We start from the raw sequence: 845 nt of genomic DNA, 5'->3' as shown, positions 1-845 counted from the left end.
TGGAGGGTTCGAAAAACTCCATGGTTTTGAGTGCGTATCTGTGATTCCATACCTCCTGTGGTGATTGGGTGGATGAATGAATAATGAAACAGCCTGGTTTCTTTGATGTTGAAGAGCGGCTTGCTCGTTTGAGCGGTCTTGGCGATCAGCTTGAAGCGTTTTCCCGGACTGTGGATTTTGAGGTGTTCCGCCCTGATCTGGAGAAGGCTCTGGCCTATTCAGATGGAAGCAAGGGCGGGCGACCGCCATTTGATCCGGTGTTGATGTTCAAGATCCTGGTGATCCAGACGCTCAACAATTTGTCTGATGAGCGGACAGAGTATCTCATCAACGATCGCCTCTCCTTTATGCGTTTCCTTGGTCTGGGACTTTCAGATCGGGTGCCCGATGCCAAAACAATCTGGCTGTTCCGTGAACGCCTGACACAGGCGGGGGCCATTGAAAGACTGTTTGAGCGCTTTGATGCGACCCTGCGCAGCGCTGGTTATCTGCCGATGTCAGGCCAGATCCTGGATGCCACGCTCGTAGCGGCTCCGAAGCAGCGCAATACAAACGCAGAGAAAGCGGATCTGCGAGCAGGCCGTATTCCTGAAGACTGGCAGGACAAGCCATCCAAACTGTCGCACAAGGACAGGCATGCACGATGGACGCTGAAGTTCACGAAGGCGAAGCAGCAGGATGATGGAACCATGCCATCCAGAGATCTTGCCATCCCGTTCTTTGGCTACAAATCCCACGTCTCCATCGATCGGAAGTTTCGGTTCATCCGAAAATGGAAGACGACGGATGCCGCCGCCAGTGATGGTGCGCGATTGAGAGAGGGGCTGCTGGATAAAACCAATACG

At 53.4% G+C, this 845-nt stretch carries 1 protein-coding gene; it reads left to right on the top strand.

The features are described from left to right. Nucleotides 1-80 precede the first annotated feature (80 nt). Nucleotides 81-845 (top strand): IS5 family transposase (locus HK20_RS10310; RefSeq protein ID WP_233129178.1); only part of this gene is annotated, 765 nt, incomplete at its 3' end.

Source organism: Acetobacter sp. DsW_54 (assembly GCF_002153575.1).
Taxonomy (GTDB): Bacteria; Pseudomonadota; Alphaproteobacteria; order Acetobacterales; family Acetobacteraceae; genus Acetobacter; species Acetobacter fabarum.
Note: the sequence above shows the minus strand (reverse complement) of the source record. Positions and strands in the feature narration are given on the sequence as shown.